Origin of the sequence: Pseudarthrobacter sp. W1I19, from assembly GCF_030817835.1 — a bacterium.
GTDB lineage: Bacteria > Actinomycetota > Actinomycetes > Actinomycetales > Micrococcaceae > Arthrobacter.
In genome coordinates this window covers 554122-578397 of sequence record NZ_JAUSZR010000001.1, presented here as the reverse complement: position 1 = coordinate 578397, position 24276 = coordinate 554122, and the positions used below count along the sequence as shown (strand labels likewise).

At 65.8% G+C, this 24276-nt stretch carries 18 protein-coding genes and 2 pseudogenes; 7 read left to right on the top strand and 13 right to left on the bottom strand.

Going from position 1 to position 24276, the window contains the following annotated elements; all coding sequences use genetic code 11:
- Position 1: 1 nt before the first annotated feature.
- On the bottom strand, positions 2–349 hold the full coding sequence (locus tag QF038_RS02690) for a PadR family transcriptional regulator (protein WP_307608498.1): 348 nt from the start codon (positions 347–349) through the stop codon (positions 2–4).
- Positions 350–489: 140 nt separating this feature from the next.
- Here QF038_RS02690 and QF038_RS02685 point away from each other — a divergent pair.
- Positions 490–742 (top strand): annotated as a pseudogene (locus QF038_RS02685) (amino acid transporter); the annotation flags it as partial.
- 71 nt (positions 743–813) lie between these two features.
- Here the strand turns inward: QF038_RS02685 and QF038_RS02680 are convergent.
- The 3 genes from QF038_RS02680 to QF038_RS02670 are packed head-to-tail and all read right to left on the bottom strand — an operon-like array spanning position 814 to position 3962.
- Positions 814–1575 carry an SDR family oxidoreductase gene (locus QF038_RS02680; protein ID WP_307608496.1) on the bottom strand — a complete coding sequence of 254 codons (762 nt, stop codon included), beginning with the start codon at positions 1573–1575 and terminating at the stop codon, positions 814–816.
- 50 nt (positions 1576–1625) lie between these two features.
- Complete coding sequence (locus QF038_RS02675) at positions 1626–2369, bottom strand: aspartate/glutamate racemase family protein (RefSeq protein WP_307608494.1); 744 nt, start codon at positions 2367–2369, stop codon at positions 1626–1628.
- A 24-nt stretch (positions 2370–2393) separates the two neighbouring features.
- Positions 2394–3962: an NCS1 family nucleobase:cation symporter-1 gene (locus QF038_RS02670; RefSeq protein ID WP_307608492.1), complete on the bottom strand. Its 1569-nt coding sequence runs from the start codon at positions 3960–3962 to the stop codon at positions 2394–2396.
- 314 nt (positions 3963–4276) lie between these two features.
- Between QF038_RS02670 and aceE the strand changes: the two genes are divergently transcribed.
- Complete coding sequence (aceE, locus tag QF038_RS02665) at positions 4277–7039, top strand: pyruvate dehydrogenase (acetyl-transferring), homodimeric type (protein WP_307608490.1); 2763 nt, start codon at positions 4277–4279, stop codon at positions 7037–7039.
- Positions 7040–7097: 58 nt separating this feature from the next.
- Positions 7098–7706, top strand: coding sequence for a nicotine blue oxidoreductase (gene nboR / locus QF038_RS02660; RefSeq protein ID WP_307608488.1), 609 nt, complete (start codon positions 7098–7100; stop codon positions 7704–7706).
- Here nboR and QF038_RS02655 read toward each other — a convergent pair.
- From QF038_RS02655 to QF038_RS02625, 7 genes and pseudogenes are all read right to left on the bottom strand, one after another.
- Positions 7703–8353 (bottom strand): uracil-DNA glycosylase, encoded by a 651-nt coding sequence (locus QF038_RS02655; protein ID WP_307608486.1) that lies wholly within the window; start codon positions 8351–8353, stop codon positions 7703–7705. The genes nboR and QF038_RS02655 overlap by 4 nt on opposite strands.
- Positions 8354–8369: 16 nt before the next feature.
- Complete coding sequence (locus tag QF038_RS02650; protein WP_307608483.1) at positions 8370–9350, bottom strand: aldo/keto reductase; 981 nt, start codon at positions 9348–9350, stop codon at positions 8370–8372.
- 86 nt (positions 9351–9436) lie between these two features.
- A pseudogene (locus tag QF038_RS02645) lies at positions 9437–12266 on the bottom strand (molybdopterin-dependent oxidoreductase).
- Between the two features lie 2 nt (positions 12267–12268).
- Entirely contained in the window at positions 12269–13204 is a 936-nt protein-coding gene (locus QF038_RS02640; protein WP_307608481.1) for an FAD binding domain-containing protein, read from the bottom strand.
- Complete coding sequence (locus QF038_RS02635) at positions 13195–14448, bottom strand: XdhC family protein (protein ID WP_307608479.1); 1254 nt, start codon at positions 14446–14448, stop codon at positions 13195–13197. The genes QF038_RS02640 and QF038_RS02635 overlap by 10 nt, the downstream gene beginning before the upstream one ends.
- A gap of 100 nt (positions 14449–14548) precedes the next feature.
- Entirely contained in the window at positions 14549–16069 is a 1521-nt protein-coding gene (locus QF038_RS02630) for an NCS2 family permease (RefSeq protein ID WP_307608477.1), read from the bottom strand.
- Between the two features lie 14 nt (positions 16070–16083).
- Positions 16084–16578 (bottom strand): nucleoside deaminase, encoded by a 495-nt coding sequence (locus QF038_RS02625; protein WP_307608475.1) that lies wholly within the window; start codon positions 16576–16578, stop codon positions 16084–16086.
- Between the two features lie 410 nt (positions 16579–16988).
- On the opposite strand from QF038_RS02625, the gene QF038_RS02620 reads away from it, so the two are divergent.
- Positions 16989–18356, top strand: coding sequence for an 8-oxoguanine deaminase (locus QF038_RS02620; protein WP_307608473.1), 1368 nt, complete (start codon positions 16989–16991; stop codon positions 18354–18356).
- Between the two features lie 158 nt (positions 18357–18514).
- Here QF038_RS02620 and QF038_RS02615 read toward each other — a convergent pair whose 3' ends face one another.
- A complete protein-coding gene (locus QF038_RS02615) occupies positions 18515–18700 on the bottom strand; it encodes a hypothetical protein (protein ID WP_307608472.1) in 186 nt (61 codons plus the stop codon).
- A 350-nt stretch (positions 18701–19050) separates the two neighbouring features.
- Between QF038_RS02615 and pucL the strand changes: the two genes are divergently transcribed.
- Positions 19051–19959, top strand: coding sequence for a factor-independent urate hydroxylase (pucL, locus tag QF038_RS02610; RefSeq protein ID WP_307608470.1), 909 nt, complete (start codon positions 19051–19053; stop codon positions 19957–19959).
- A gap of 250 nt (positions 19960–20209) precedes the next feature.
- Entirely contained in the window at positions 20210–21715 is a 1506-nt protein-coding gene (locus QF038_RS02605) for a nucleobase:cation symporter-2 family protein (RefSeq protein ID WP_307608469.1), read from the top strand.
- Positions 21716–21819: 104 nt separating this feature from the next.
- Here the strand turns inward: QF038_RS02605 and QF038_RS02600 are convergent, their stop codons facing one another.
- Positions 21820–22575 (bottom strand): IclR family transcriptional regulator, encoded by a 756-nt coding sequence (locus QF038_RS02600; RefSeq protein ID WP_285251134.1) that lies wholly within the window; start codon positions 22573–22575, stop codon positions 21820–21822.
- A gap of 234 nt (positions 22576–22809) precedes the next feature.
- Here QF038_RS02600 and QF038_RS02595 point away from each other — a divergent pair, with 234 nt between their 5' ends.
- Complete coding sequence (locus tag QF038_RS02595) at positions 22810–24249, top strand: NAD-dependent malic enzyme (protein WP_307608466.1); 1440 nt, start codon at positions 22810–22812, stop codon at positions 24247–24249.
- Positions 24250–24276 lie beyond the last annotated feature (27 nt).

Here is a 24276-nt window from a genome sequence, read left to right as displayed (position 1 = left end):
GTTACTTCTCTCCTTGTTCCTGCGGGTGCCCGATGTGGAGGTGTTCGATCCGTTCCGCCAGGAAGCTCCACGTCTTCCAGAACTCTTCGAGGTATCCGCTGCCCAGTGCGTTCAGCGAGTAGACCTTGCGCGGCGGCCCCTTCTCTGACGGGACCTTTTCGACGTCGACCAGGCCGCGCTGCTCGATCCTGACCAGCAGCGCGTAGATGGTGCCTTCGGCGATGTCGGTGAAGCCCTGGTCGCGCAGCCGCGCCGTGATCTCGTAGCCGTAGGCCGGCTGCCCGCCGAGGATCGCGAGGACTATGCCCTCCAGCGTCCCCTTGAGCATCTCGGTCATTTGCTTGCCCATGGGACCCTCGCTTCAGCTACTTAGTGATGATGACTACCACTACATAGTATCGCTGAATAGTGCTTGGTCAAGCGGTGCTTAAGCCCAAAATTGCCCGCTTCCAAAGGAAAGGCGTCAAGGGATTCGTCAATAAAACTGGCATGACCACGTTGAGCAGGCCTCCGGCCGATCCCTCCGCCCCCAGGCCGCACGGTACCGCAGCATTGAGGGACTGGCTCCTGTTCGGGCTCCAGGACAGTAAAGGCACACATCCCGGCCCAGGCAGGACATCGGGGAGCCCATGAGAAAAAGCATCCGTGGTGGCAGGTCATGTGCCTCACTGGTGTGGACTACTTCTCCACCTTTGGCTACCAGCCAGCCATCGCAGCCCTCGCTGCCGGGGTGACTTCACCCAGTAATCAACCGTACCTGGGTCCACGTCGGCTGACCCGGGAGGACGGGCCTGTCCGAACGCGTCCTTCCGGTCAGCCGCGGCCGATGAACGGCATGCCGGCTGCGGTGATCACCACGGACCCAACGCTTGCCGAGGGCGGCATGCTGGCCATCATCAGGACGGCGCGGGCCGCATCCTCCACAGGAAATGTGGGCTCCACCCGGCGGCTGCCGTCGGCCTGGAGCGCGCCCGCCCCAACTCCGATGGTGTCCATGATGTCGGTGGCCGTGTTGCCGATGTCGATCTGCCCGCAGGTGATCCCGAAGTCCCGGCCGTCCAGTTCGATGCTTTTGGTCAGACCCGTCATGGCATGCTTGGTGACGGCATAGGCCACGGTACGGGGCCGGGGCGAGTGCGCGGAAATGGAGCCGTTGTTGATGATCCGCCCGCCCCGGGGATCCTGGGCCTTCATGGCCCGGACCGCTGCCGCGGCACACAGCATGGAGCCGGTGAGGTTCACCGCCACGGTGGCCTCCCAGTCGGCCAGCGAAATCTCATCCACGCTGGCCGCAGGACCGAACACCCCGGCGTTGTTGAACAGCAGGTCCACGCGCCCCCACTTCTGGCGCGTGGCCTCGAAAAGTTGCTCGACGTCGTCGGGCCGGGTCACGTCGCAGGTGACGGCAAGGGCATGGGGATGGCCGTCCGCCGTCTCCACCAGTTGCGGCTCCCGCCGACCGGCGAGGGCCACAGCGTAGCCGTCGGCCAGGAGAAGGCGCGCCACCGCCCGGCCGATGCCGGAACCTGCTCCAGTGACTACAGCGACGCGGCCCTGGGCCTCGGGATGGTCCAAACTCTTCTCCTGTTGTGGCTGTGGTGCCGACGGCGGCCGCGCTGGGTGCCCTAGAGGGAAGCCGCCACGTCCGCGCTGTTCAGCGGCCAGCCTATGACGGTTTTGGGCCGGGGTGCAGCGTAGGTCCGGACTTTGGATGTGGACAGGCGCATGCGGACCAGGGACTCGGCGATGGCCACAGCGGACGCCACGCCATCCACCACGGGCACGCCCGCACGCTGCCGGATCTGTTCATCGAGTCCGGCCATACCGCCGCAGCCGAGCACAATCACCTCGGCCTTGTCCTGGCTGACCGCCAGCATTGCCTGGCTGATGATGGCCTCCACGGCGCGGTCCGGTTCCTCCTCGAGTTCCAGGACGGCCATACCGCTGGCACGGACTGAGGCGCAACGTGCGTCCAGGCCGGCGAGTTTGAGCCGGTCCTCGATGAGCGGGACGGTCCGGTCCAGGGTGGTCACCACCGAGTACTTGTGGCCCAGGAACATCGCGGTGCTGGCTGCCGCCTCGGTAATATCCACCACGGGGACATCGAGCAGTTCCTGGAGACCCTCTCTGCCATGCTCGCCGTACCCGGCCTGGACGACGGCGTCGAACGGCCCGGGATAGCGGGTCACCGCATCCATGACTGGGATGGCCGCAAGGTAGCTTTCGAAGTTCCCCTCGCAGGAGTCGGCGCCGAAGCGCGGCGTGATCCCGACGATTTCCGTTCCCGGCGAGGCGATGCTGCGCGCCTGGGCGGCGATGGAGTCCGTCATGGACTCTGTGGTGTTGACGTTGGCGACGAGTATGCGCATGGGAATCCTTAGTGGGTGCTCGGCTTAGTGGGTGCTGGCGACGGCGATGGTTTCGCCGTCGCGGTCTTCCAGCCGCTGCGAGCGGTCCGCGATGAAGAAATAGACCACAGCTGCGATGCCGGCGGCGAAGAACCAGGCGAACGGTGCTGCCGGCGCCAGTGCCGGGACGAACGCTATGAGAAGCGCGACGACGGCGGCGGGCACCAGGGCGATGATCGCCCGGGGATTGACGCCGTTTTTGTAGTGGTAGGCACCGTCCGGGGAGGCGGTGTACAGCTGGGGCACATTGACCTTGCCGCGGCGGATCAGCCAGTAGTCAGCCATCACCACGCCGAACAGCGGGCCGAGCAGGGCACCGAGGCCGCCCAGGAAGTACACGATCACCAAGGGGTTGTTGTAAAGGTTCCAGGGCAGGATCACCAGGCCAATAACGCCGCTGACCATGGCTGCCTTGCGGAAGTTCAGGTGCTTGGGAAAGAGATTGGTCAGGGCATAGACCGGGGCCACGAAGTTGGCCATGAGGTTGACCGCGATGGTCAGGATCAGCAGTGCCAGGCAGGCCAGCACCAGGAACAGCGTGTTGGGGATGGTCTGGACGATGTCCGATGGGCTCTCGATGATGGTGCCGTTGATCTTGAACTGTCCGCCGGCCAGAACCACCACAATGGCGCCGAAGACGAGCATGTTGATGGGGATGCCCCAGAAGTTGCCGCGAACAATCGCCTTTTTCGAGACGGCGGAGCGGGTGAAGTCGCAGAAGTTCAGGACGAAGGTGCCGTAGATCGAGACCCAGAGCGCGCCGCCGGCGAAGATGGTAAGCCACATCTGCGGCCCTTCCAGGGCATTGTCCGAGGACCAGGCGATGGCCCCGCCGGCTTCGATGAAGATCCAGACGGCGATGGCCGCCATGGTCGCCAGGATGACGGGGCCCGCGAAAGCCTCGTACTTGCGGATCATCTCCATGCCGAAGCTGACGATGACCAGCTGGACGATCCAGAGGATCACGAAAGCTATCCAGCCGAGGGTGGACAGTCCCAGGATGGAATTCTTGTCCAGCTCCGCCAGGGAGGGGAACATGGCCACGAGCATCACGCGGAAAACCACGGAGGCAAGGTAGGTCTGGATGCCGAACCAGGCCACGGCCACGGCGCCGCGCAGGAGGCTGGCGATCTGGGCGCCGCGGATGCCGAAGCTGATCCGGCTCATCACGGGGAAGGGAACGCCGGTTTTGACGCCCATGAACCCGGACAGGGTCAGGAGTCCGAAGAGGAGCGCGGCGCCGATGCCCAGGGCCAGCAGGATCTGCCAGCCACCGAGGCCCAAGGCGAAGAGCCCGATGGCGAAGGCGTAGTTTCCAAGGCTGTGGACGTCGTTGGCCCACAGCGTAAAGATGCTGTAGCCGGACCAGCTGCGGCAGGCGCGCTTGGTGGGGGCAAGATCTGCGTTGTAAAGGGTGGGGCTGATGGCTTGGCCTGATGCCGCGCTCGCTGATTCGCACAGGGCGTCAATGCCCACTGCTGCGTGGGCGGACGGACCTGACGCCGTTGTCAGGTCAGGAGCCGCATCAACGCCCGCCGGTGGAGGTGTCTGCATAGGTTGATCTCCAGTTCTAAGGTGTTCCGCGGTGGTGAGCTCTGGCCCGAAAAGCCGGTTCTGTTATTCCACAATGCGAAATGAAGATATTGAATAGTGAAATAAGATTATGACCTGGATCACCTCCGGTCAAGGAGAGATGGTTGACCCCGTGGTCACAATCGGTTCCATGAGCCAGGCTTCAGCGCCGCCAGCAGGGCCATGTAGAACGCGTTTGACCGGCGCCATCCCGCAAGGCTAATCTCATAAGGCAATAATGTTTTCTCACAATACGAAAACATGAAGCCAGCATTCAACGATGAAAAGAGGCTGCCGTGGCTGCAGGAGAAGATACCTCCCATATCCTCAGCGGGTTGACTAACCAGCTGCCTGATCGTGATCCGGAAGAGACCGCCGAGTGGGTTGAGTCCCTGGATTCGTTGATCAGGGAACAGGGCACCGAGCGTGCCCAGTACATCATGCGGAGCCTGTTGCAGCGCGCGGGGGCGCAGAGCGTGGGCGTGCCGATGGTGACCACCACCGATTACGTGAACACCATCCCGGCGGACCAGGAAGCGCAGTTCCCAGGCAACGAGGAATACGAGCGCCGGTACCGTGCGTACATGCGGTGGAACGCCGCGGTGATGGTCCACCGGTCCCAGCGCCCGAACATCGGCGTGGGCGGGCACATCTCCACCTACGCCGGGGCCGCGACCCTGTACGAGGTGGGCTTCAACCACTTCTTCCGCGGCAAGGACCACCCCGGCGGCGGGGACCAGGTCTTCTTCCAGGGCCACGCCTCCCCCGGCATGTACGCGAGGGCGTTCATGGAAGGCCGGCTCTCCGAGCAGGACCTGGACGGGTTCCGGCAGGAAAAATCCCGCGCCGGCCACGCCCTGTCCTCTTACCCGCACCCCAGGTTGATGCCGCAGTTCTGGGAGTTCCCCACGGTGTCCATGGGCATCGGGCCGATGAACGCGATCTACCAGGCCCAGTCCAACCGGTACCTGCACAACCGGGGCCTGAAAGACACCTCGGACCAGCAGGTCTGGGCGTTCCTGGGCGACGGGGAAATGGACGAGCCCGAATCCCGCGGCCTGCTCCAGCTCGCCGCGAACGAGAACCTGGACAACCTGAACTTCGTGATCAACTGCAACCTCCAGCGCCTGGACGGGCCGGTACGCGGCAACGGCAAGATCATGCAGGAACTCGAAGCGTTCTTCCGCGGCGCGGGCTGGAACGTGATCAAGGTGGTCTGGGGCCGGGAATGGGATGACCTGCTGGCCCGCGACACCGACGGCTCACTCGTGAAAATCATGAACGAAACCCCCGACGGGGACTACCAGACCTACAAGGCCGAATCCGGCGGGTTCGTCCGCGAACACTTCTTCGGCAAGGACCCCCGCACCAAAGACCTCGTCGCGGACCTCACCGATGACCAGATCTGGAACCTCAAACGCGGCGGCCACGACTACCGCAAGGTCTACGCCGCGTACAAGGCAGCCACCGAATTCAAGGGCAAACCCACCGTCATCCTGGCCAAAACCGTCAAGGGCTACGGACTCGGACCCCACTTCGAGGGCCGCAACGCCACCCACCAAATGAAAAAACTCACCCTCGACGACCTCAAGGAATTCCGGGATTATCTCCGCATTCCGATATCCGATGCCCGTCTTGAAGAGGATCCGTACAGCCCGCCCTACTACCACCCCGGCCATGATGCGCCGGAGATTGCCTATCTCCACGAGCGGCGCCGTGCGCTGGGCGGTGCGGTGCCGGAACGGCGGCCGGACCACCAGCCCGTTGAGTTGCCCGAGGCCAAGACGTTTGAGGTGGCCAAGCGCGGCACGGGCAAGCAGCAGGCCGCCACCACCATGGCGTTTGTCCGGTTGCTGAAGGACCTGATCAGGGACAAAAAGTTCGGGCACCGGATTGTGCCCATCGTTCCGGACGAATCCCGGACCTTCGGTATGGATGCCTTCTTCCCGACGGCCAAGATCTACAACCCGGGCGGCCAGAACTACCTGTCCGTGGACCGGGACCTGGTCCTGGCCTACAAGGAATCCGCCCAGGGCCAGCTGATCCACCCAGGCATCAACGAGGCCGGCGCCGTGGCAGCGTTCACCGCCGCCGGCACCGCGTACGCCACCCATGGCGTGCCCCTGGTCCCGGTCTACGTGTTCTACTCCATGTTCGGCTTCCAGCGCACCGGCGACGCCTTCTGGGCAGCAGCAGACCAAATGACCCGCGGTTTCATCATCGGCGCCACCGCAGGACGGACCACCCTCACCGGCGAAGGCCTCCAGCACGCCGACGGCCACTCACCGCTCCTGGCCTCCACCAACCCGGCAGTAGTGACCTACGACCCCGCCTACGGCTACGAAATGGGCCACATCATCCGCAAAGGCCTCGAACGCATGTACGGGGACAAGTCCGACGACGGCCGGGCAGGTTCGGAAGACCGGAACCTGATGTACTACCTCACCGTGTACAACGAGCCCATCACCCAGCCCGCCGAACCGGAGAACCTCGATGTTGAAGGGGTGCTGAAAGGCATTTACCGGGTGTCGGCATCGGACCTCGAAGGACCGAAGGCGCAGATCCTCGCCTCGGGTGTGTCGGTGCCATGGGCTTTGGAGGCACAGCAGCTCCTGGCCGACGACTGGGGTGTTTCGGCCGACGTCTGGTCCGTCACCTCCTGGAACGAACTGCGCCGCGACGGCCTCGCCGCCGAAGAGGAAGCCTTCCTCAACCCCGGCCAGCCCGCCCGCGTCCCCTTCGTCACCAGACAGCTTGAAGGCGCCACCGGCCCCGTCGTCGCCGTCAGCGATTACATGAAGGCCGTCCCGGACCAGATCCGCCAGTTCGTGCCCAACCAATTCGCCACCCTCGGCGCCGACGGGTTCGGCTTCTCCGACACCCGCGCCGCAGCCCGCCGCTTCTTCAAGAACGATATCCACTCCATCGTGGTCAAAGCGCTGCAGATGCTCGCGGCGAGGGGCGAGATTGAGGAGGGCGCGCCGTCGTACGCCATGGACCGGTACAAGCTCCTGGACGTCACCGCCGGCACCACAGGCGGCGCAGGCGGCGACGCCTAGGGACTTCCAACACCCCGAGCCCTTCATGTCTGGACAAAAACTCCATTAGGGTGCAGCTATGGGCAACGCGGAGGAGACCAGGGCCACGGGAGTTGTGCTCGCTGCCGGCGCCGGGACCCGGCTCGGCCGGGGCCCCAAGGCCCTGCTTCCCTACCGTGGCCGGCCGCTCGTGGAATCGGTGGCCGGGGCGCTGCTCGACGGCGGTTGCCGGGAGGTGGTGGTGGTGCTCGGCGCCGGTGCCCCGGACGTCGCCACCATTGCCGAACTGGACCGCTACCGGACCGTGGTCAACCAGGACTGGCAGTCCGGGATGGGCAGCTCGCTCCTGCTGGGCAACGCCGACGCCGATCCCCGGGACCATCTGATGGTGGCGCTTGTGGACCAGCCGGGCCTGACGCCCGGAACAGTGGGCAGGCTCCTGGCAGCACACCGTCCTGGCCGGCTCACGGCAGCTTCGTACGACGGCGGCGACGGCACCGCATGCAGGGGGCACCCGCTCATCATTGATGCCGCGCTCCGGGACGCAGTGGCCGCCACAGTAAGGGGCGACGCCGGGGCACGCGGCTTCCTGCGTGCCCACCCGGAGCTCGTGGACGAGGTGGACTGCAGCGACCTCTCCAGCGGACTGGACGTTGACACCCCGGAGCAGCTTTACCTCCTGGGCTAGCGGCGAATCGCTCCGGAGCTGAGCAGCTCCTCCAGGCCGCGCTTGAAACCGGCTCTTCCGCCATGCGAGGGGTGCCGCACTTTGGGTGCATCCACACCGCTGAAAAGCAGGCTGCGGTGCGCCACGTTGCCCACGGCCACCACGGAATCGATGCCGAACAGCTCCGCGAGCGACTGCCAGAACGACGTCCCAAGCCTTGCATCGGCGACAGTGGGAGTGCGGTTGGACTGGGGCTTCCCCGGAACATGGGTATGCCAGGGGCACGCGCTCCACAGCAGGGGCAGGAACTGCAGTTCGGCCAGAACTTCCCACATCACGGTTGCGGTGGGCTCTGCAGCAACGTCCGCTGCCTCCGGCGGCAACACGTAGCCCTTCCCCGGACCGAACAAGCCAAAGCTGTTGGCCGGCCCCTGGAACATAGTGCGGTTGGTGAAGGGTACTCCGGTGATCCGCATGCCTCTGAATCCCGGCGCCTCACCCAGCAGCAGCACCTTCGGTGGACGGTCCAGCAGCTCCTCGAGGTACAGCTCCAGATTGCGCCGCCGCAGTACATTTTCCGGGACGCTGTGGTCAAAGAAGTTGTTGCGTCCCGGGACTGTGGGCACGGCAGCGAGCCGCTCCACAAAGTCACTGACCGAGGCAGTCACCGGCAGGCGGCGAACGTTACCAGCGCGGGTGGATGGCGTCCCGGAAGTAGTGGTCGTAGATCCAGCGGACGCCGCCGTCGAAATCCTCGCTGACTGTCACGGATGCCGCGGCAGCATTTGCAGCAGCCTGTTCCACGTTGCGCGCGCCGGGGATCACCGTGGTGACGCCGTCCTGCGCCGCGATCCAGGCGATGGCCGCCTGGGCAGTGCTGGCGCCGGCCGGAACGATCTGTTCGAACTCGGCCACGGCCTTCAGGCCCAGTTCGTAGTCCACGCCAGAGAACGTCTCGCCGACGTCGAAGGAGTCGCCGTTGCGGTTGTAGTTCCGGTGGTCGTTCTCGGCGAAGGTGGTCTCCTTCGTGTACTTGCCCGAGAGCAGCCCGGACGCGAGCGGCACCCGCGCGATGATTCCCACATTGGCAGCCTTTGCCGCCGGAAGGACCTCGTCCAGGGGCTTGAGCCGGAACGCGTTCAGGATGATCTGCACGGAGGCGGTCCCCTTGTGGCGGATCGCTTCCAGGGCCTCGTCGGTGCGCTCCACGCTCACGCCGTAGTTGCGGATGGCGCCCTCGGACACCAGGGTATCCAGGGCGTCGTAGACCTCGGCGTTGCTGTACACGGGAGTTGGCGGGCAGTGCAGCTGGACCAGGTCCAGGGTGTCCGTGCCCAGGTTCTTCCGGGAGCGGTCCACCCACTGGCGGAAGTTGGCCAGCGTGTAGTGCTCCGGCTTCTGGTCCACCCGGCGGCCCATCTTGGTGGCAACAGTGATGTCCAGCCCCGGGTTGTCCGCGAGGAATTTGCCGATGGCCTGCTCGCTCTTGCCGTCGCCATAGACGTCTGCGGTGTCGAAGAAGTTCACGCCGGCTTCCACGGAGGCGGCCAGGATGGCCTGGGCCTGGGCCGGGTCAACGTTGCCCCAGTCCGCGCCAAGCTGCCACGTTCCCAGCCCCACAATGGACACGTTCCGTCCGGTCTTGCCTAAAATCCGCTGTTCCATCCCTTGACTATATGCAACGATGCAACGCGGGGTCGGATTTGGCCCTCTGAACGCGCTTCAGGGGGCCTTATGTGACCCGGCGTTGGTCAGGACAGGCCCGAGCGCTGCAGGTTGGGCACCAGCCCCGCCCCCTTGAGCCCGAGGTAGATCTTGTCGCGGGCGATGGGGAGCGATGCGAAGCGCACGCCGGTGGCGTTGCGGATGGCGTTAGCGAGTGCCGGGGCCACCGGATTGAAGGGGCTTTCGCTCATGGACTTGGCACCGAGCGGGCCCATCGTGTCATTGGTGTCCGCGAAGTACACCTCGCTGCGCGGAACGTCGGCGAAGGTGGGGATGTGGTACTGCCGCAGGATGTCGGTGGTGACCCGGCCGGCGTCGTCAATCACCACCTCCTCATACAGCGCAGCGCCGATGGCCTGGGCAATTCCGCCCTCGATCTGGCCGCGGCACTGGCGCGGATTCACCACCACGCCGGCATCCGCCGCCTGCACGCTCTGCAGGATCTTCAGTTCGCCGGTGCCGCGGTTCACGGCCACGCGGAAGCCGTGGACGTTGAAGGCCACAGACCGCGGCGTCCCGCCCCAGCGCCCCTCCGCCGCCAGTTCGACGCCGGCTTCCGCAGCCGCGTGGGCCAGTTCCGCCAGTGCCACGGGAGTTCCGTCGATGACCACGGAGTCGCCGTCGAGGACACAGGCGGACGCCTGGGTCTGATGGATGCCGGCGGCAAAAGCCCGGATCCGCACTGCCAGTTCCTCTGCTGCGGCCAGTGTTGCCTTTCCTGCCACCACGGTTCCGGCGGAACCAAACGCACCGGTATCGTGCTCCACCAGGTCGGTATCGGACTGCCGGACCACAACCTTGGAGGCTTCCGTGGACAGTGCCGTGGCGGCCAGTTGGGCGTGGACCGTGGTGGTGCCGTTGCCGAATTCGGCGGTCCCGACGTCGGCCTGGTAGGTGCCGTCCGGCAGGAGCCGGAGCCGCGAATGGGCGAAGTGGCCGCGCGGGGGCACGGTGTCGATCATGGAGAGCGCGGTCCCCTCGCCGGTCAGCCATTCAGGTCCCAGCTCATCCAGGCCGGCGGCGCGGTACCGCTCCCGGCCGCGCGCAAGTGCGTCGCGGACCAGGCTCAGGCATTGGTCCAGCCCGTAACTGCCGTAGTGGACGTCATCCTCGGGCTCCGGCTGGGTGGACAGCATCCGGTCGCCCTCGCGAACCATGTTCCGGCGGCGGAACTCGAACGGATCCATTCCGATGCCCGCCGCGAGCTCGTCCATGGCGGACTCGATCGCGAAGATCATCTGGCTCAGCCCGTAGCCGCGGAAGGCCCCGGCCGGGACGGTGTTGGTGTACATCGCGTGGGCGTCCACCTTTTTGTTGGCGCAGTTGTAGACGCTCAGGGATTCGCCGCAGCCGTGGAACATCACACCGGGCCCGTGGTTGCCGTACGCGCCGGTGTTGGTCAGGACATCCAGTTCCAGGGCTGTGAGCCGGCCGTCATTGCTGGTGCCGGCACGAAGTTTGATGGTGAAAGGATGCCGGGTGGTGGGTGGCGGTGAACTGTTCGGTCCTGGTCAGTTCGAGCTGCACTGGCCGGCCCAGTTTCAGGGCCGCGAGCGCCACGATGTCCTCGGTCAGGACTTCCTGCTTGCCGCCGAAACCGCCGCCCACCCGGCCGGCCACCACGTGGACCTGCTCCTCCGGCAGCCCGAAGACCCGGCAGAGCGTCCGGCGGACCAGGAACGGAACCTGGCTGGACGTGCGGACCTGCAGCCGCCCTTCACTGTCCACCGACGCGATGGCCGCGTGGGTTTCCAGGGCAACGTGCTGCACGCGCTGGGTTTGGTATGTGTGTTCGTGGATGAAGTCGGCCTGGGCGAAGCCCTCGGCCACGCTGCCCAGTTCGGAGTGCAGCTCGGCCACCACATTGCGGTCCGGGCGGGATATGCGCGACGCCGGTCCCTCCTTGTCGCCGTGCACCAGCGGCGCGCCGGGGACCAGTGCATCCTGCGGTGTAAATACCGCGGGCAGTTCCTCGTAGGCAACGTCCAGTGCCCGCACACCTGCTTCTGCAGCAGCCACAGTTTCAGCCACCACGGCGGCAACCCGCTGGCCCCGGAACCGCACCACGTCATCCAGCACGCGGGTATCGTCCGGGTCGTCTGTAAACAGTTCGTGCTGCGCGGTGGAAAACATCTGTTCCGGTGCATCCTGGTGAGTGAAGACCGCCACCACACCGGGGACCTTCATCGCGGCGGCAGTATCGATGGACAGCACCCGGGCATGCGCATGCGGCGAGCGCAGGAGCTTGAGGTGGAGCAGGCCCTGCAGCTGGTCCGCCGGAACGTCCAGCGTGTACCGGGCGGTTCCGGTGACAACAGCCCGGCTGGCCGGTGCGGGAACGTCGTCGCCCAGCTGTCCTGGCTCGGGATCCGGCTGGCCTTCCCCGGCGATTCCCGAGCCCTGCCCTTTCGGATCAGGGTGGCCGGCATGACCGCAAACGGCTTCGGCGATGGCCCGGTACCCGGTGCAGCGGCACAGGTTGCCTTTGAGGTTGCGGGGCAGGTTTTCCTTCTGGTCGTCATCGAACGTGGCAGCCGTCATCACCATGCCGGCCGTGCAGAACCCGCACTGGAAGCCCTGCCGCTCCATAAACTGCTGCTGCACTGGGTGCAGGTCCGCGCCGGAAGTTGACGCCAGTCCCTCGATGGTGGTGACGGTGTGGCCTTCCGCCCGGACCGCCGGGTAGATGCAGCTGTGGACCGGAGTGCCGTCCACGTGCACGGTGCAGGCGCCGCAGTCGCCGCCGTCGCAGCCTTTCTTGACGCCCAGGTTGCCCTGTTCCCGCAGGAAGGTGCGCAGGCACTGTCCGGGGCGCGGTTCCGTCCCGGCGGGAACGCCGTTGATCTCGATGGCCATGCTCAGGCCCCTTCCTGCTGTGCGTGAAGTCCCTGTGCGTGGAGTCCGCGGTCCGACGGCGGCCAGAAGTCGCCGGAGGCCAGGAGTCCGGGTGCACCCTGGGGGGCAGCGAGCTCGGCGCGGATCTCCTCCGCCAGGCGGTAGGTCATGTCCCGGCGCCAGGCAGGCAGGCCGTGGATGTCGTGGTGGTAAAGGTATGCGGGGATTGCCTCATCGAGCGCCGCCGCCAGCGAGTCCGTGTCCGGCAGCGCGTCAAAGCGCAGCTGCACCGGCCGCTGGGTGGCGGCGGTGACGGTAAGGACAAAGGACGTGCCGCCGTCGAGCCGTCCAATCAGCAGCACCCCGGACCTGCCGAGGTTGCTCAGCGAGAGGCGGCGGAACGCCACCCTGGAGGCAAGGGCCGACGCCGGGAGCTGGATGCTGCGCAGGAGCTCGCCGGGTGCCAGGCAGTTTTGCGCGTCGCCGGTGACGAATTCGGTGACGGGCACACTGTGGGTGGTGCCGTCGGGGCCGAGGATGGTGGCGGTGCCGTCCAGCCCGGCGCAGAGCGAAATCATGGGGCCGGCAGGCAGGGACGTGCACAGGTTCCCGCCCACGGTGGACATGTTCCACACCTTGAAGGAGGCCACGAAGGAGTCGCAGCAGGGGCGGACCAGGTCCAGGGCAGGCCAGCTGCGGCCTGCGGCCTCGGGCGTCCTGGGAAGCTTGTACAGTTCAGCGACGGTGCAGGTGGCGGCGAGTTCGATCCCGGCGTCCGTGACGGTCACCGGTGTCCAGCCCGCGGATCCCAGGTCCAGGAGGCGCTTCAACGGCTGCGGCCCGAATGCCAGGCTGCCGTAGGAGAACAGGACCGTGCCGCCGGCCAGCCAGGCGTCGCCATCGCGCCATTGCGCGGGGTCGGCGGTGGGAACCACCGACTCGATGGTGTTCATGTCCATGCGATCTCCTGCTGTATAACGTTGTTGGGGGCCGGCGCCTTGGCTGGTTTATCTGCAGTTGGCGCCGCCGATTGGTGGATGGGGCCGGAGGTTTCCCTCAACGGCTGGTGGGATGCTGCTGCGGTGCGGGCGGCGATGAGCTCGGCCAGGACGGAGACAGCTACTTCGGCGGGAGTGACTGCCCCGATGTCCAGGCCCAGCGGTGAGTGGAGCTGGGCGATGCGTTCAGGGCGAACCCCCCTGTCCAGGAGCGCGTCCACCCGTTGCGCGTGGCTGCGCCGCGAACCGAGTGCCCCGATGAAGGCGACGTCCAATCCGAGCGCGGCGTGGAGCAAGGGAATATCGAACTTGGGGTCGTGGGTGAGAACGCAGATCACGGTCCGGGAATCAACCCGTCCCGAGGCCGCCTCCGCTGCAAGGTACTGGTGGGGCCATGCCGTCACCACTTCATCCGCCGTTCCGAACCTTGCCTGGGCGGCAAAGGCCGGACGGGCGTCTACCAGGGTCACGTGGTAGCCCAGAGGTTTGGCAGCAGGGAGGAGCGCTGCACTGAAGTCGTTGGCCCCGAACACCAGCAGCCGGGGCGGCGCGAGCCGGGACTCCACCAGCACGGTGGCGTCGCCGGCACACAGGCCTGCACCGGCCAGGTCCAGGACCCCGGTGCTGCCGGCGTGCAGGAAGGACTCGAGCCGGGCAGCCCGGGCCCTTCCTTCGTCCGGGTCCGCGCCCTCGCCCGGCAACAGGTCCAGCAGCGCAGCCAGGGCCGGAAGTCCGGTCACACTGGCGGAGCCAGGGTCCGCAATAACGACGGCGGTGCTGCCGCCACCGGCCCCGCCCAGGTCCAGGTTCCGGACCAGCGCCACGGGCTCGTCCGGCCCGTAAGCTGCCAGCTGCAGGACCGCTTCGCCGAGCGGGCAGCGGTCACCCAGGTTGGCCGGCTCGATGTGCACGTCCAGCTCTCCCCCGCAGGTGAGGCCGGCGGCGAAGGCATCCTCGGCACTGAAGCCGAACGTCTCAAGGCGCGTGACGCCGTCGTCCATTGCCTCCAAAGCCGCCGCCACAACGGCGCCCTCGACGCAGCCGCCGGAGAGGCTGCCCAGGACCGCGCCGCCGTCAGACACCAGCATGGAGGTGCCCACGGGCCGGGGAACCGAGCCGCTGGCCCGGACGATGGTGGCCACCGCAAACCGCTGGCGGACAAGGGCCGGGGCCCAGCCGTTCAGTGAAGGGATCAGGTCAAGCATGGCGGTGCTCCTTCTTCCGCACTGCGGTGGTGTCCATATTGTCGTTCCTATTGGGGGCCGGGCCAAGCATTGGCCCGGCCCCCAATGGTTGGAATGGCGGTCAGGCGCCCAGCAGCAGGTTGATCGGACCGCGGGCGAAGTACACCAGGAACCCGGCGCTGACCACCCACATCAGCGGGTGGACCTTCTTCGCCTTGCCGGATGCGGCGCCGATGATGGCCCAGCTGATGAAGCCCACGCCGATGCCGTTGGCGATCGAGTAGCTCAGCGGCATGGTGACGATGGTGAGGAAGGCCGGCAGTGCCACGGTGAACTTGCTGAACTTGATCTCACGGATTTGCGCCATCATCATCGCGCCCACCACCACCAGTGCTGCGGCGGCCACCTCGAGCGGAACCACGCTGGTGAGCGGGGTGAGGAACATGGACCCGAGGAACAGCACGCCGGTCACTACGGAGGCCAGCCCCGTCCGCGCTCCTTCGCCGATGCCGGCAGCGGAGTCGATGTAGACGGTGTTGGAGGAGCCGGAGGTTGCCCCGCCCGCGATCGCCCCGAAGCCTTCCACGATGAAGGCGGACTTCAGCCGGGGGAACGTGCCGTCCTTATGCGCCACGCCGGCGCTCTTGGCCAGGCCGGTCATGGTGCCCATGGCGTCGAAGAAGTTGGTGAACACCAGGGTGAACACCAGCATGGTGGCCGCGAGTCCGCCGATCCTGCCGAAGGCTCCGAACAGGTCGAACTGTCCCGCCAGGCCCAGGTCCGGTGCGGACACCAGTTGCCCGGACAGGACCGGGGTGTTCAGGTGCCAGCCACCGGGGTTGGTGGCGCTCGCTGGGCCGAGGTGCAGGATGGCTTCGACGATGGCGGCCAGGAACGTGGTGGCCACAATCCCAATCAACAGGCCGCCCTGGACCTTGCGTGCCACCAGGATGCCCATGGCCAGCAGTCCCACGATGAACACCAGGGTGGGGATGGAGGTGATGGAGCCGCCGTTGCCCAGCTGGACCGGCGGACCGCCCGCCGTCGCCTTGACGAAGCCGGAGTCGACAAACCCGATGAAGGCGATGAACAGGCCGATGCCCACCGTGATGGCGGCCTTCAGCTCCTTGGGCACTGCCCGGAAGATGGCGGTGCGGGCACCGGTGATCCCGAACAGGACGATCAGGATGCCGTTGATCACCACCAGGCCCATGGCCTCCGCCCAGGTGACCTCCTGGATCACGGAGACGGCCAGGAAGGAGTTGATGCCGAGTCCGGCGGCGAGGCCGAACGGCAGGTTGGCGATGAGCCCGAAGAGGATGGTCATCACGCCGGCGGTGAGCCCGGTGACGGCACCCACCTGGGCTGCGGACAGCCAGCCCCCGGCAACGTCGGTGGGGGCATTATCCGCGCTGAAACCGCCCAGGATCAGGGGGTTGAGGATGACGATGTACGCCATGGTGAAGAAGGTGACCAGGCCGCCGCGGAACTCGCGGGCCAGGGTGGAGCCGCGTTGGGTGATCTGGAAGAACCGGTCCAGGAACGAGTCCGACGCCGGCGGTTGGGGAGTGCTGTTCGCGGGCTTTTGGCTGCGGGTGCTTGGAGCCGAATGCTCCTCGTGTGAGTTGTCCAGGATGGTCATGTCAGCCGCCGGGCCTAATAGTCGATCCTGGTTTCGAGTGTGTTCCAGGTGTTGAACGGTTCCAGCGGGGCGGGGGCCTCGGGATCGTCCAGCACCAGCTTCGAGACCGGCATCAGGGAATCCCTGTCCTGGTTGTCGAAGTATTCGTAGAAAACGGCGTCATCGAAGCCAACGGAGGCGGCGTCATGCCGGTCGGCGGCGAAGACCACCTTTTCCACCCGGGCCCAGAGCGCGGAGGCCAGGCACATGGGGCACGGCTCGCAGCTGGTGTAGAGGACGGCCCCGCTGAGGTCAAAGATGCCAAGCTCGCGGCAGGCCGTGCGGATTGCAGTGACTTCGGCGTGGGCGGTGGGATCGTTGTCCGCGGTGACGCGGTTGACGCCGTCGAACGCGCGGCCGTCAGCCGTAACGATCATGGCTCCGAAGGGGCCCCCGCTGTTCAGGACGTTGGCCGTGGCCAACCTGATGGATCTGGCCAGAAACTGTTCGGCCGTGACGGTGGTACTCATGATGCGACTTCCTTTTGCCGGGAAGCCTGTTGCCGCTTGCAGGACCAGTAGAACCAGGTGCGAACGGTTACCAGGCTTCAGCATGTGCTGTGAAGGTTAAGTTGCGCCTGGTAGATAGCTTCCCGGTGACCGGGTGCCCGCCTTTGGCAAGATCGAGATTAGCACCGGATTGTGGGCTGCGCCATAGTTTTCTGGAATTTTAATTTCGCAATGTGAAATCCATGTTTCGCGGGTTTCACCCCTGCTTCGGTCACAATCTGTGGCGTTGACGCTGCGCCCTGCGCCTTCTAGCCTAGGTGCCAGCCGCAGCGCTTCCGGGCATCTGAAACCCGCAGGGCGCGGCCGCCTGGATCAGCAGACAGGGCCTCACTGAGCTGGAATGGACCAACAGCGCTCAGAGAAGGACAGCCATGACGCCATCCACCCCACCCGTCTCCCGCCTGTGGATCAAAAACCCGCAGGCAGCTTTCACCGCCAACCACCTCGACGCTTCGGGCGGGCTGGTGGTCAGCGGCGGTGTCATCACCGAGGTTCTCGCCACCGGGCAGCAGCCGTCCGCGCCGTGCGGCGAGACTTTTGACGCCGGAAACCACGTGCTGCTGCCGGGCCTGATCAACACGCACCACCACTTCTACCAAACCCTGACACGGGCCTGGGGTCCGGTGGCGAATGCGCCGCTGTTCCCCTGGCTGCAGAACCTGTATCCGGTATGGGCGCGCCTCACTCCGCGGGACCTGGAGCTCGCCACCACGGTGGCACTGGCGGAGCTTCTGCTCTCCGGCTGCACCACGGCAGCGGACCACCATTACCTCTTCCCCGCGGGCCTTGAGGACGCGATCGACATCCAGGTGGAGGCCGTCCGCCGGCTGGGCATGCGGGCCACCCTCACGCGCGGGTCCATGACCCTCGGAACGGACGACGGCGGCCTGCCGCCGCAGTCAACAGTCCAGGCAGCCGAGGTGGTGCTGGCTGACAGCGAACGGCTGGTGCACCAGTACCACGAACGGGGCGACGACGCGGTGATCCAGGTTGCCCTGGCCCCGTGCTCACCTTTTTCGGTCACCAAGGAGATCATGGCCGAAAGCGCCGCGCTCGCCGAACGGCTGGACGTCCGGCTACACACCCACCTGGCCGAAACCCTGGATGAGGAAGATTTCTGCCGGGAAAGGTTCGGGCTCCGGACCGTGGACTACCTGGACAGCGTGGGCTGGCTGACGGACCGCACATGGCTGGGCCACGGCATCCATTTCAGCGACGCGGAGATCGCCAGGCTGGGAGCCGCGGGCACCGCCGTCGCGCACTGCCCCACCTCGAACATGCGGCTGGCGTCGGGAACCGCACGGGTCCTGGAACTGGAGGACGCCGGCGTCCCCGTGGGGCTGGGAGTGGACGGCTCGGCGTCGAACGATGCCTCGAACATGATCCTGGAAGCGCGTCAGGCCCTCTACCTCCAGCGGCTGCGGTACGGGGCGGACGTTCCGGTGGAACGTGCCCTCGGATGGGCAACCCGCGGTTCGGCGGCCGTCCTTGGCCGTTCCGGGCTGGGCCAACTGGCTCCGGGGATGCAGGCGGACCTTGCCCTCTTCCGGCTGGATGACCTGCGCTTCTCCGGCAGCCACGATCCGGTGGCCGCGCTGCTGCTGTGCGCCGCGGACCGCGCTGACCGCGTAATGGTGGGCGGACGGTGGCGTGTGATGGACGGGCAGATCCCTGGGCTCGACGTGGCTGCCCTGATCGCGGAACACTCAGCGGCCGCGCGCCGGCTGGTGAACGGCTAGCCACATTTCCCTGTACCTTCCGCGACGCGCAGATTCAGCTGCGACGCAAAAAAGGGACTGGCGAGACCCGGATATGGTGTCGCCAGTCCTTTTCTGCAACGGAACCGAAGGTGCGCGTCGCCGGCCGGGCCGTTGACGGCTTGGCCCGCTGCGCCCGGCTACGAACGCCTGCCGAATCCCGGGAGCGCCTGGACCCAGCGCGAGAAGCGGCCGGGAACGTGCTCCCGGTCAGCCGGGAGGTAGAAGTCCGGATCCGTCCCGCCGCCGAGGGGGAGGTAGAACTCCTGGACTGAAGCTGCCGCCGTGGGTGCCGGTGAAACCGGCGTGCTGTCCTGCTGGTACATCTGATCCTCCTTAGAGAGCTAGGAATAGTTCCGGAAAACGGAAAAGAACTTTTGCTATGTGGAATAGCCTATGGCCGGCCGTACTGCTTCGTCAATGGCCAACATCCACCCGGTCACAAAGTGAATTTTCATTTTGTGATGTACACCACCGGGTTCCGGAGGTACGCTGGTTGTCAATTCGTGGCCGATGTCACGTAACCTGGGAGCAGCAGGCAGGGTCGTAATGAGCTGGCATCAATGGATGCCGGCTCTTTTTTGTTGGGTCGGCTCCACCGGAAACGCGCTTGAAATGCGCGCTTAATTTCAGTGATGGAACCTAGGTTCCACTTACCGGAAGTTGGGAAAAGACCATGAGCAGCAAGATCATCCTCGGCGAGAACCAGTACGGCAAGGCCGAGGTCCGGGTCGTCAAGATCACCCGCGACACCGACCGCCACGAAATCGAAGACCTCAACGTCACCTCGCAGCTGCGGGGCGACTTCGCGGCTGCGCACCTTGAGGGCGACAACGCCCACGTGGTGGCCACCGACACCCAGAAGAACACCATTTACGCCTTTGCCCGTGAGGGCGTCGGCTCGCCGGAGGCGTTCCTGCTTCGCCTCGGGGAGCACTTCACCTCCAGCTTCGACTGGGTCACCGGCGGCCGCTGGGAAGCCGAGTCTTACAGCTGGGACCGGATCCAGGCCCACGGCACCGAGCACGACCACTCCTTCGTGCGGAACGGCCAGGAAGTCCACACCGCAGTCCTGGTCCGCGACGGCGCCACCACGCACCTGATCTCCGGCCTCAAGGACCTGACCGTCCTGAAGTCCACCCAGTCCGGTTTCGTCGGCTACCCGAAGGACCGCTACACCACCCTGCCCGAGACCACGGACCGCATCCTGGCCACCGATGTCTCCGCGCGCTGGCGCTTCAAGACCGGCACCGACTTCAGCACGCTGGACTTCAACAAGAGCTACGACGACGTCAAGGGCCTCCTGCTCGAAGGCTTTACTGAGAAGTACTCGCACGCCCTCCAGCAGACATTGTTCGACATGGGCACCAAGGTGCTGGAAGCGCACAGCGAGATCGACGAGATCAAGTTCTCGATGCCCAACAAGCACCACTTCCTGGTGGACCTCTCACCATTCGGCCTCGACAACCCCAACGAGGTGTTCTTCGCCGCCGACCGCCCCTACGGCCTGATCGAGGCCACCGTCCAGCGCGAGGACGCCACCCCGGCGGACATCGCCTGGTCCGGCATCGCCGGCTTCTGCTAAACGGCCCTATTGGTGATTGAGCCTGTCGAAATCCCTGGGGTTTCGCTCCCCGTCTGCCCCCTGACCTCGCAAGCTCGGTCAGGGAACCCGGCAGGCGGGGCCCCGGCTCAACCACCGGCGACAGGCTCAACCATCGGTGGTTGAGCCTGTCTAGACCCACCCCAACTCTTTCACCACCGTTAGCCAGACACCGTTAGCCAGACACCGTTAGCCAGACAATGTCGTCTGCGATGAACCAAGAAAGTCTGCCATGAACATCAGAAAGAAACCGGCCGCTGCTGCCGCCGGAAAAGGCACCCGTTCGGCAAGGCCGGAGGACCAAAGGCTGCCCATCGCCAGCACCTTCGCCTACGGCTTCCAGCACGTCCTCACCATGTACGGCGGCATCATCGCCCCGCCCCTGATCATTGGCGCCGCCGCCGGAATGTCCTCGCAGGACATCGGCCTGCTGATCGCGGCCTGCCTCTTTGTCGGCGGCCTGGCCACCATCCTGCAAACAATGGGCATCCGCTTCTTCGGCTCGCAGTTGCCGCTGGTCCAGGGTGTTTCCTTCGCGGGCGTCTCCACCATGGTGGCCATCGTGCACGGCGGCGGCGGGATCCAGGCAGTCTTTGGCTCCGTTATTGCGACTTCGCTGATCGGCCTGCTGATCACTCCTCTTTTCTCGAAGATCATACGGTTCTTCCCGCCCGTGGTTACGGGAACGGTGATCACCACCATCGGGCTGACCCTGATGCCGGTGGCCGCAAACTGGGCCATGGGCGGCAACAGCAAGGCTGAGAACTACGGCAGCATGGCCAACATCGGTCTGGCCGCCGCCACCATGGCTATCGTCCTGCTGCTCAGCAAGGTGGGCAGCGCCGCGATTTCCCGGCTCTCCATCCTGCTGGCCATGGTCCTGGGCACCCTGATCGCGTTCGTCTTCGGCATGGCCGACTTCTCCAAGGTGGGCCAGGGCGAGATCGTCGCGTTCCCCACCCCGTTCGCCTTCGGCCCGCCCGTGTTTGAGATTGCCGCCATCATTTCCATGCTCATCGTCATCCTGGTCACCCTGACCGAGACCTCGGCGGACATCATTGCCGTCGGCGAGATCGTGGGCACCAAGGTCGATTCCAAGCGGATCGGCGATGGGCTCCGGGCGGACATGCTCTCCTCCGCCATCTCACCGCTGTTCAACTCCTTCACCCAAAGTGCGTTCGCCCAGAACGTGGGCCTGGTGGCCATTACGGGCGTCAAGAGCCGCTTCGTGGTCAGCGCCGGCGGCCTGATCCTGGTGATCCTCGGCCTCCTGCCCGTCCTTGGCCGCGTGGTCGCAGCGGTGCCTACGCCCGTCCTCGGAGGCGCCGGCGTCGTACTCTTCGGCACAGTGGCCGCCAGCGGCATCCGCACGCTGTCCAAGGTGGAGTACAAGAACAACATGAACCTGATCATCGTGGCGGCGTCCATCGGGTTCGGCATGATCCCCATCGCCGCGCCGGCCTTCTACGACAAGTTCCCGTCCTGGTTCGGCACCATCTTCCACTCCGGCATCAGTTCCGCCGCGGTGATGGCCATCCTGCTGAACCTGCTCTTCAATCACCTCAAGGCGGGCAACTCGGAGAACCAGTCGGTGTTTGTGGCCGGAACAGGGCGCGTGGTCCGGGAAGAGGACCTGAAGTGCCTGGCCGACGGCGACCGCTTCGAAGGCGGCAAGCTCATCGACTGCGACGGCAAGGAAGTCCGGGTCGAGTCGTCCGAAAAGGCAACCGAACACTAAGTCCCAAACGCGAAATGGCAGTTCACGGCAGTGTTCCCCAGGAACATTGCTGCGGACTGCCATCTCGCGCGTTAAGAACGACGGCGGGATGCCGCCTGGGTGCGTCAGGTGCGGTTGAGTTCCAGCGAGATGGCCTCGGCCGCCTCGCGGAGGACGGGCACGGCCTTGTCGGCGAAGTGCTCGTCTACGCGGGAGACGGGACCGGAGACCGAGATGGCCGTGGGGGTGGGGGCGTTGGGCACCGCCATGGCGAAGCAGCGCACGCCGAGCTCCTGCTCCTCCTCGTCGATGGAGTAGCCCCGCTCGCGGATGAGCTTCAGGTCGGCCAGGAGGTCATCGACGTCGCCAATGCTCTTGGCGGTGGGCGTCGGCATCCCGGCGCGGGTCACGATGCCGCGGACGGTTTCGTCATCCAGCTGCGCGAGGATGGCCTTCCCGACGCCGGTGGCGTGGGTGTGGGCGCGGCGGCCCACCTCGGTGAACATGCGCATGGAGTGCAGCGAGGGCACCTGTGCCACGTAGATCACCATGTCCGAGTCCAGCACGGCCATGTTCGAGGTCTCCCCCAGCCGGTCCACCAGCGTCTTCAGCTGCGGGCGCGCCACGGCACCCAGCTGCTTGTTCGCGCCTTCACCCAGCCTGATAAGCCGGGGGCCCAGTGCATAGCGCCGGTTGGGGAGCTGGCGGATATAGCCCAGGGACACCAGTGTCCGCAGCAGGCGGTGGATGGTGGGCAGCGGAAGGTCGGTGGACGAGGACAGCTCGCTGAGCGTCACGTCGCCGCCGGCATCCGTGATGAGCTCCAGCAGTTCGAAGACGCGCTCTACCGACTGCACACCGCCCGAGGCTTTTTCTGCCATTCCGTTGTCTCCTACGGCTCGGAATCTGACAACTCTTATCCGCATCGTGAAAAGAATCGCTTAGAACACCCAACATACAGCACCTCGGTACGCGGCGCGATGCACTCGCACCAGTCATACAAGGAGGGGTTGTATTTCCATCTTGTAGATAATAATATCCATAATACGAAAACACTAGTTTCGAGAACACAGACCGGACACGGCCGAACAGAAGGCCCAACAGGAGGACATTCAATGGCGAACCCCAGCCCCGGAAATTCGATCACCCTGCGCGTGGAAGCACCGTCGAGCTTCAGCGCCACCAGCGAGCTTGCCGCAGCCGTTGGAGCGGCGGGCGCCGCCATCACCGCACTGGACGTCAGCGAATCCCACCACGAGACCCTGGTTGTGGACGTCACCTGCAACACCACCGACGACGAACACGCCGCCCGCGTCAAGGACGCCCTCAACGCGCTCGACGGCGTCACGGTCCAGCACGTCTCGGACCGCACCTTCCTCATGCACCTGGGCGGCAAGCTGGAGGTTGTCCCCAAGGTAGCCCTGCGGAACCGCGACGACCTTTCCCGCGCCTACACTCCCGGCGTCGCCCGCGTCTGCCTGGCCATCGCCGAGGACCCCGCGGCAGCCCGCAACCTGACCGTGAAGCGCAACACCATCGCCGTCCTCACCGACGGTTCCGCTGTCCTGGGCCTGGGCAACATCGGCCCGGCCGCGGCCCTGCCGGTCATGGAGGGCAAAGCTGCGCTGTTCAAGCAGTTCGCCAACGTGGACGCCTGGCCGGTATGCCTGGATACCCAGGACACCGAAGAAATCATCATGATCGCCAAGGCCATGGCCCCCGTCTACGGCGGCATCAACTTGGAGGACATCGCCGCCCCGCGCTGCTTCGAAATCGAGAACCGACTCCGCGAAGAGCTGGACATCCCCGTGTTCCACGACGACCAGCACGGCACCGCCATCGTCACTCTGGCAGCCCTGGTCAACGCCCTGCGCGTGGTGGGCAAGAAGCTGGACGAGGTGAAGATCGTGGTTTCGGGCGTCGGCGCCGCCGGTTCAGCCATCATCCAGCTCCTGAAGGCCCAGGGAGCCCGGCACATCATCGCCGCCGGCCGCTCCGGCGCCATACACTCCGGCGAGACCTACGGGGACGAGCACCGCAGCTGGATCGCCGCGAACACCAATGAGGAAGGCTTCGCCGGCACCCTGCACGAAGCACTCGTCGGCGCGGATGTGTTCATCGGCGTCAGCGCCCCGCACGTGATCGGCGAGGAGCAGGTGGCAGCGATGGCAGAGAACGCCATTGTGTTCGCCATGGCCAACCCGACGCCGGAAATCGATCCGGTCATCGCCTCCCGGCACGCCGCCGTGGTGGCCACCGGCCGCAGCGACTTCCCCAACCAGATCAACAACGTGCTGGCTTTCCCCGGCTTCTTCCGCGGCCTGCTCGACGCCGGAGCCTCGGACATCACCCCGGAGATGTTGGTGGCCGCCGCGGAAGCGATCGCCAGCCGGGTAGCTGACGATGAGCTCAATGCCAGCTACATTATCCCCAGCGTCTTCGATCCCCACGTGGCCGCTGATGTTGCCTCAGCCGTTGCCGGCGCCGCCCACGCTGCCAACGTGGCAACCGCGGCTGCAGCCAAGGAACTCGAAGACGCCCTGGCCAGCGCCTGATTCACCGCCTGACTTCAGTACAAGGAA